We start from the raw sequence: 6,961 nt of genomic DNA on the forward strand, positions 1-6,961 counted from the left end.
CGTGCCGTTCGGCGGCCGCAAGGGCTCGTCCCACGGTTCGCGCGAGCAGGGCCGCTACGCCGCCGAATTCTACACAACCGTCAAGACGGCCTACACGCTGGCTTAAGTGACTGGTTGTTGCTGTCCGGGTTCGTTGATTGAAGAAATGCTGTCATGAACCAAATTCGGCGTCTTGCGTGAACGCTGGACGTGGGCGCGTTCTCGTTATGTGCTTCCAAAATCGCATAATGTATCGGGCCTTTATCAACCAAAGACAGCAAGAAGCTTGATGCTCAAGGGCTACCGTGCGATTCTTCGGGCATGATCCGAAGGAGATGAGAATGTCGGAATCGATGCTTGCAGCGCTTACCAACATTCGGACCGCGGAAGATATGATCGTAGGCCGTCAACTGCGCAGAAGTCCGGATGGTGGCATCATCGTCAAATCAGCAGTCGCTGTCTTTGGTTGATAAGGGCCATGTATCGACTGGTACTTGACCGGCTTAGCCGCTCTCGTTGGCATCCAGACGCCGCTAATGGCCGCCACCCCGATGTAGCTGCGAAACGTTGGCAATGGCCCAAGACCCGAGATCGGACTCGGATCGAGGGCCCGTCGCTCGCAGCGGCAAAATTCTGACGTGTTAGAGCTTGAAACCGGCGACGGTCCAGCCGTAGATGGCGCCGTCTGTGAAGTCGAACGCTCAGATGGAGGGCCCTGGATTCTACCCGTTTCGGATCTTTCTTTCTTCGCTCAAAGGCTTCAATTCCCGATGAGGGGCTTTAGTCGCCTACCCACGACGCATGCCGCTCAATGGATTTAAACTTCTGACGTCGCTCGCTGTGAACGCGATCAAAATCGCGACGAAGCTCTTGGGAGGCTGCTGTCCCATTGATGGGATCGTATGCTGGCCCAACTTCATCCCCAACGCCTGTGCAAGTCCGATGTCACGCTCACGGCGATCGGTCGGTCAGTGCGCGAAGGCTGGTGCGGGTGCCAGGATTTCGATGAAACATGGATCGCCAGCCTCACAGCGCCTGCCGGTCTTCAACGATCGCCGCGCTCCCTCTGGTTCGCCCAACTAAGCGCATGGTGACCGGGGGATTCGACGTGGCAGCGGTTTGCATTTGAGAAGCCAGCCCGAGTTCAAAGCCCGATAACAACTGCGAAAGCTTCGCGCTTTCTTGTGCGAGGCCAGCCCCGGCAGCATTCATTTCCTCGACCATCGCCGCGTTCTGCTGAGTTGCCTGGTCCATGTGATTGACCGCCGAACTCACCTGCGACAGACCAGCCGACTGTTCCTGCGCGGCGGAAGCGATCGCGTCCATATGTGAAGCAACCGAGCCGACCAATTGCATAATTGCGCCAAGCCCATCACCAGTGTCACCCACCAGTCTCACACCATCGCTGACTGCCGCAGCGGAGTTGGCGATCAGTGTCTTGATTTCCTGTGAGCTCGCCTTGCAGGGATCAACTCACATTTGGACGGGAGAGAACGGCAGATAAGCAGCAAGGCTGATTGCTGATAGTGCGACGGTTATCGCAGCGGGTTGCTTCTTAACAGTTGAGCTGGCAAGGACCCCGGCCAGCACGATCAGAAATCCAAACCATGGTGTATTGCCTGCGAAGGCCAGCCCGAAGGCCGACAAGCTGATCGCGGTTGCCGGTCGTAAGCGGCGCGGCCGCCAGCGAAGCGCTCGACACTAAGTTAAAAATGCACGTGAAGCGGTTCCAGCTGAGGCTGATTGCAAGAACCAGTAATGCCGGCGAAATCACGTCCAGTCCCATCAGTGAAACCCTACCGCCTGGACCGGAACCTGGGTGACGTTGCTGACGTCTACGGCCTCATTTCCGCAGGCTGCCAAAGCTCCACCCACGGCGATAAGGACGGGACTGTCGTAGCCGATCTTCTCCATGCCGCTCGCAAGGTTCGCGAGATTGCCATGCCAATTGCGCTGAGTAGCGCGACTGACGTCGCTGACCACGATTACTCTGGTCGAAGGCTGCAGGCCCTCGCTGATCAGCCGTTCGGAAATGAGCGGTGCTGTCCGGCCGCCCATATAGAACACGGTTGTCGTACGGGGATCTGCGACGGTCGCCCAGTCGACGTCGGCGGGTAGTCCACCATGACGGGAATGGCCGGTGATGAAGCGTACCGATTGGGCATGGTCGCGGTGGGTGAGCGATATGCCGAGGCACGCGGCCATGGCGCTTGCAGCCGTGATACCGGGGATAACGTCGACGGGAATATTCTCTCGATTGAGATGGGCGATCTCTTCGCCGGCGCGCCCGAAGACCATCGGGTCGCCGGATTTGAGGCGGACGACGCGCTTGCCAGCCTTGGCGAAGGCCAACATCGTTGTGTTGATGTCTTCCTGTTTGCAGCTTTCGCGGCCGCCGCGTTTCCCGACCAGCATGCGTTTGGCCTCGCGGCGGGCAAGTTCAAGCACCTCGCCAGAGACAAGATCGTCGAACAGGATCACGTCGGCCGCTTGAAGGGCGCGCACCGCTTTTAGAGTCAGCAGCTCGGCGTCGCCCGGACCGGCGCCGACGAGTGTGACGCGGCCGGCATTGCCTGCATTGCTGCGGATTCGATCTGCATCTGCAATAAGGCTACGCGCTGTATCCGCATCCGGCTCGCCAGTCCCGAAGGCACGATCAACGAAACGTTCCCAGAAGTTCCGGCGTTGAACCGACGCGAGGGTGTCCGTCACATAGGCGCGGACGGTCTGCGCCAGCTCAGCCCAGGACTTGAGGGACTGCGGCAGTAGGGTTTCAATGCGCCGGCGGATGGCCTGGCCGAGGATGGGAGCGGCGCCATCGGTCGAGATGCCGATCACCACGGGCGAACGGTTGACGATCGAGCCGAACTTGAACTGGCAGAATGCCGGCTTGTCGATGACGTTGACAGGAATTCCGGCGGCTGACGCGCGATCGTGAAAGCCGCGCGCTTCCTCTTCAGTCTCGCAGTCGCCGACAGCCAAAGCAAAGCTCTTGAAGTATGCCGTCTGCCAGGGTGCATCGTGGTAGACAAATTGATCAAGCTTTTCCTGGAAGACGTCGGAAAGCTCGCTGGTTGGGCAGAAGACATGGACCTCTGCGCCGGCTGCCGCCAGGAGTTCAGCTTTCCACGCTGCTCCATCGCTGCCGCCGGCGACCAGAACGGATTTTCCCTTGAGATCAAAGAACACCGGTAACGAAGCGAGCGTAGCGATACGCTCCTGTCGATCACTCTGCGGCTTGACGGAGGCAACCATCGATAATCCCTTTGATTTCGACGCGGCAGGAGCCGCAATTGGTTCCGGCATTGAGTTGCTTGCCGACCGCTTCGACCGTATGACAGCCTCCCGCGACGGCGCCCACGATCTGATTGATCCCAACAGAGAAGCAGGAGCAAACGGTTGCACCGGGGTCCATCTGATTTGCTCCCGGCCGACCGGCAAGAATCGCGACACGTGCCCGCATCGTCTCAAGTCGCAGACCGAGTTGCTTCACGGCCCAGTCGCGCGACACGCCGACAGGTTCCGGTGCGGCATAAAAGGCGACCAGCAACCGCTCTCCGTCAAAGAAGCCGTGACGCTGCTGCTGCCTCGGGCCGTCTGCATAGGCGAGATGTTCGCCGCGATCCCAAAGACCAAAGGTCTCGCGGCACCACGCCTCGATATCGTCAAGCGGCTTGTCGAAGCCAAATTCGACGCGCCAGCCGGCTTCCGCCTTGGCGATTGCCCAATAGGGCGCATCCAGTCGCTCGGGGCGTGAGGCAACAACCGCAAAACCGTAGAACGCGATGTCAGCGGGGCTGACCTTGACGCCAATATTCTTCAGTGCGGGCTGGCCAGAAACGGGGTCCGTGCGTGGCGCGAGCAAGGCATCCACGCGCGCGTTGGCCGCATATTCGTCATTCCAATGCATCGGCACGAACACACTGCCGCGCGGTTGCCGCTCCGTGACCAGCGCGCGGAGCACGACGGAACCGAAGACGTTCTCCAGCTTCACCAATCCAGCCTTGTGGATCAGGAGTTCGGCGGCATCGGCCGGGTTGATTTCGACGAATGGTTCGGCGAGATGCGAGGAGAGCCTCGCTGCCTTACCGGTGCGGGTCATGGTGTGCCACTGATCGCGGATGCGCCCGGTATTGAGAACGAAGGGCATGTCCTTGCTGGTACGCTCTTCGCGCTCGGACCTTACGGCAATGAATCTCGCCTTGCGGTCGGGCGTGTAGAACTGACCACCGGCGAAGAAGCGCGTGGAGCCCTCGGGCGTGCCCTCGCGATGGGGCCATTGGAATGGTGTCATAGCCTCGAAGGCATCGGGTGAGATCTGGGCTTTCCCGCCGATATCAAAGTCGCGGGAACCGTTATTTTCGAACCCTGAAAGAGCAGCGTGCTCGACAAAAATTTCAGCCGGCCTCTCATAGTCGAAACCCTTAAAGCCCATCCGCTTGGCAACCTCAGCCAAATGCCACCAGTCCGGTCTTGTTTCGGCCGGCAGGTCGAGGAAATTGCGCTGGCGGGATATTCGCCGCTCGGAGTTGGTGACGGTTCCGTCCTTCTCGCCCCAGCCGGCTGCAGGCAGCAACACGTGGGCGAGGGCGGCAGTATCAGTGTTCTTTTGGATATCGGAAACAACCACGAAGGGGCAGTTGCGGATGGCTTCTCGCACCCGGTCGGCATCCGGCATTGAGACAACCGGATTGGTGGCCATGATCCAGAGAGCCTTGATGCGCCCATCGGCAACGGCCTCGAACATCTCGACAGCCTTGAGACCGGGTCTCGCTGCGATCGTCGGCGATTTCCAAAAGCGCTGCACGCGATCGCGCGCGGCCTCGTCTTCTATATTCATATGGGCTGCGAGCATGTTGGCGAGACCGCCCACCTCGCGGCCACCCATCGCATTGGGCTGACCGGTCAGCGAGAAGGGGCCCATTCCGGGTCGGCCGATGCGCCCGGTTGCCAGATGACAGTTGATGATCGCATTGACCTTGTCGCTGCCGATCGAAGACTGGTTGACGCCCTGGCTGTAGCAGGTGACGATCTTATCCGTCGTTTCAAACAGGCGGTAAAATGCCAGCAGTTCGGCGATCGGTAGGCCTGTTTCCCCCGAGATATCCGAGAGGCTCCTGGTTTGCGCAGCCTCAAGCGCCTCCTGGAAGCCAATCGTGTGGGCCGATACATAGTCTTGATCGAACGCCGACGATCCGGCGAGATGGGCAAGCAACCCGTTGAAGAGGGCAACGTCGCCGTCGCTCTTGATCATCAGGTGCATGTCCGCGAGATCGGCACTGACGGAGCGGCGAGGATCGATGGTGACGATCTTCAGGTCCGGTCGGCTTTGTCTTGCCGCCTGAATGCGCTGGTTGAGGACGGGATGGCACCAGGCGAGGTTCGAACCAACAAGGACGATCAGATCAGCGAGTTCAAGATCCTCGTAGCAGCCGGGGACGGTGTCCGAGCCAAAAGCTCGACGATGGCCGGCGACGGAGGAGGCCATGCAGAGCCGGGAATTGGTGTCGATGTTGCCCGAGCCGATGAAGCCCTTCATCAGCTTGTTGGCGACATAATAGTCCTCGGTCAGGCATTGGCCCGAGACATAGAAGGCGACTGCGTCCGGCCCGTGTTCGGCGATGGCTTCACCGAACTTCGAGGCCACAAGATCAAGGGCCTCATCCCACCTTACGCTCTTTCCATGGATCTCCGGGTGGAGCGCCCTTCCATCCGTGGAAAGCGTCTCGGCCAGCGCCGAGCCCTTGGAGCAGAGCCGGCCGAAATTGGCGGGATGATCTGGGTCGCCCTTGACGCTAACCGCGCCGGTGTCGTCGGTTCTGGCAATCACGCCGCAGCCGACGCCGCAATAAGGACAGGTGGTCTTGACCTCCCGCTCCATCACTATTGCGCCGCCATCATGAGGCTTTCGAGTGCGATGAAGAGGGCACCACCATCGTTGCGAAGCTCGATCGTCTTCACCGCCCCCTCGTCCGCGCCGAGTGCCTTGCCGGTTTCGAGCGAGATCACCCAATTGTGCAAGGGGCAGGTTACGGCCGTGCCGTGGACGATGCCTTGCGACAGCGGCCCGCCCTTGTGCGGGCAATGGTCCTCGATGGCGAAGACCTCGTTTTCCGCGGTCCGGAATACGGCAATCTTGCCTTGAGGGGTTTTGACGCAGCGCGCGCCCCTCAGCGGAATGTCGGAGATGTTGCCGATCGGATGCCAGTTCATGTCCATCACCTCACTCCGCAGCTTGGGAAAAACCGACCGATGCCATCGGCCTGAATTCATGTTTGTCCTTGCCGGAGACGCGCTCCGACCAGGGATCGACCTGGGCAAATTTCTGGCTGAAGACGAAGCGGTCGAAATAAGTCTTGCGCTTGTCGGCATCGCCCATGATCTGGCGGCGGATCTCGTCGAGGCCGACGCGTTTGGCCCATTTGTAGATACGCTCGAGGTAGCGGGCCTGTTCGCGATACATCTGCGTCAGCGCCACGATATGCTCCAGCGCCTCGTCCTCGGTCTTCACCAACCCCAGAACTTCCGTGCCCTTGATGTCGAGGCCGGCTGCACCGGCGAAATGGATCTCGAAACCACTGTCGACGCAGATGACGCCGATATCCTTGCAGGTGGCTTCGGCACAATTTCGCGGACAGCCGGAGACCGCCATCTTCAGCTTGGCCGGCGTCCACGAGCCCCACATGAACTTTTCGATGCGGATGCCGAGCCCCGTCGAATCCTGAGTACCGAAGCGGCACCAGTCGGAGCCGACGCAGGTCTTCACCGTGCGCAGCCCCTTGGCATAGGCCTGGCCGGAGACGAAGCCGGCCTTGCCGAGATCCGCCCAGACCGCCGGCAGGTCTTCCTTCTCGATGCCGAGCAGGTCGATGCGCTGGCCTCCCGTCACCTTGACCAGGGGGATATCGAACTTGTCGACCACGTCGGCGATCGCCCGCAATTCCCCGGAATTGGTGACGCCGCCCCACATGCGCGGCACCAC

Annotated in this window: 4 protein-coding genes and 2 pseudogenes; 1 reads left to right on the plus strand and 5 read right to left on the minus strand. The window is 60.4% G+C overall.

Annotated elements, in window-relative coordinates; all coding sequences use genetic code 11:
* The first annotated feature begins 320 nt into the window (after window positions 1-320).
* Window positions 321-449, plus strand: a complete 129-nt coding sequence (locus tag ACTJKM_RS35875; RefSeq protein ID WP_280938129.1) for a hypothetical protein — start codon at window positions 321-323, stop codon at window positions 447-449.
* A gap of 556 nt (window positions 450-1,005) precedes the next feature.
* Here ACTJKM_RS35875 and ACTJKM_RS35880 read toward each other — a convergent pair.
* From ACTJKM_RS35880 to ACTJKM_RS35900, 5 genes and pseudogenes are all read right to left on the minus strand, one after another.
* Window positions 1,006-1,434 (minus strand): annotated as a pseudogene (locus tag ACTJKM_RS35880) (methyl-accepting chemotaxis protein); the annotation flags it as partial.
* A gap of 330 nt (window positions 1,435-1,764) precedes the next feature.
* Window positions 1,765-3,234 carry a siroheme synthase CysG gene (gene cysG / locus ACTJKM_RS35885; protein WP_440639615.1) on the minus strand — a complete coding sequence of 490 codons (1,470 nt, stop codon included), beginning with the start codon at window positions 3,232-3,234 and terminating at the stop codon, window positions 1,765-1,767.
* Entirely contained in the window at window positions 3,206-5,860 is a 2,655-nt protein-coding gene (locus ACTJKM_RS35890) for a nitrate reductase (protein WP_440639613.1), read from the minus strand. Before ACTJKM_RS35890 ends, cysG begins: the two co-directional genes overlap by 29 nt.
* A 2-nt stretch (window positions 5,861-5,862) precedes the next feature.
* Entirely contained in the window at window positions 5,863-6,198 is a 336-nt protein-coding gene (gene nirD / locus ACTJKM_RS35895; RefSeq protein ID WP_156437221.1) for a nitrite reductase small subunit NirD, read from the minus strand.
* 4 nt (window positions 6,199-6,202) lie between these two features.
* Window positions 6,203-6,961 (minus strand): annotated as a pseudogene (locus tag ACTJKM_RS35900) (nitrite reductase large subunit); the annotation flags it as partial.

It is taken from the genome of Ensifer sp. 22460 (assembly GCF_052044935.1).
GTDB lineage: Bacteria > Pseudomonadota > Alphaproteobacteria > Rhizobiales > Rhizobiaceae > Ensifer.

Bases quoted from the DNA above. Each gene is read 5' to 3' on its own strand.
- ACTJKM_RS35875 (WP_280938129.1), top strand. From the start codon at position 321: ATGTCGGAATCGATGCTTGCAGCGCTTACCAACATTCGGACCGCGGAA.
- cysG (WP_440639615.1), bottom strand. From the start codon at position 3,234: ATGGTTGCCTCCGTCAAGCCGCAGAGTGATCGACAGGAGCGTATCGCT.
- ACTJKM_RS35890 (WP_440639613.1), bottom strand. From the start codon at position 5,860: ATGGAGCGGGAGGTCAAGACCACCTGTCCTTATTGCGGCGTCGGCTGC.
- nirD (WP_156437221.1), bottom strand. From the start codon at position 6,198: ATGGACATGAACTGGCATCCGATCGGCAACATCTCCGACATTCCGCTG.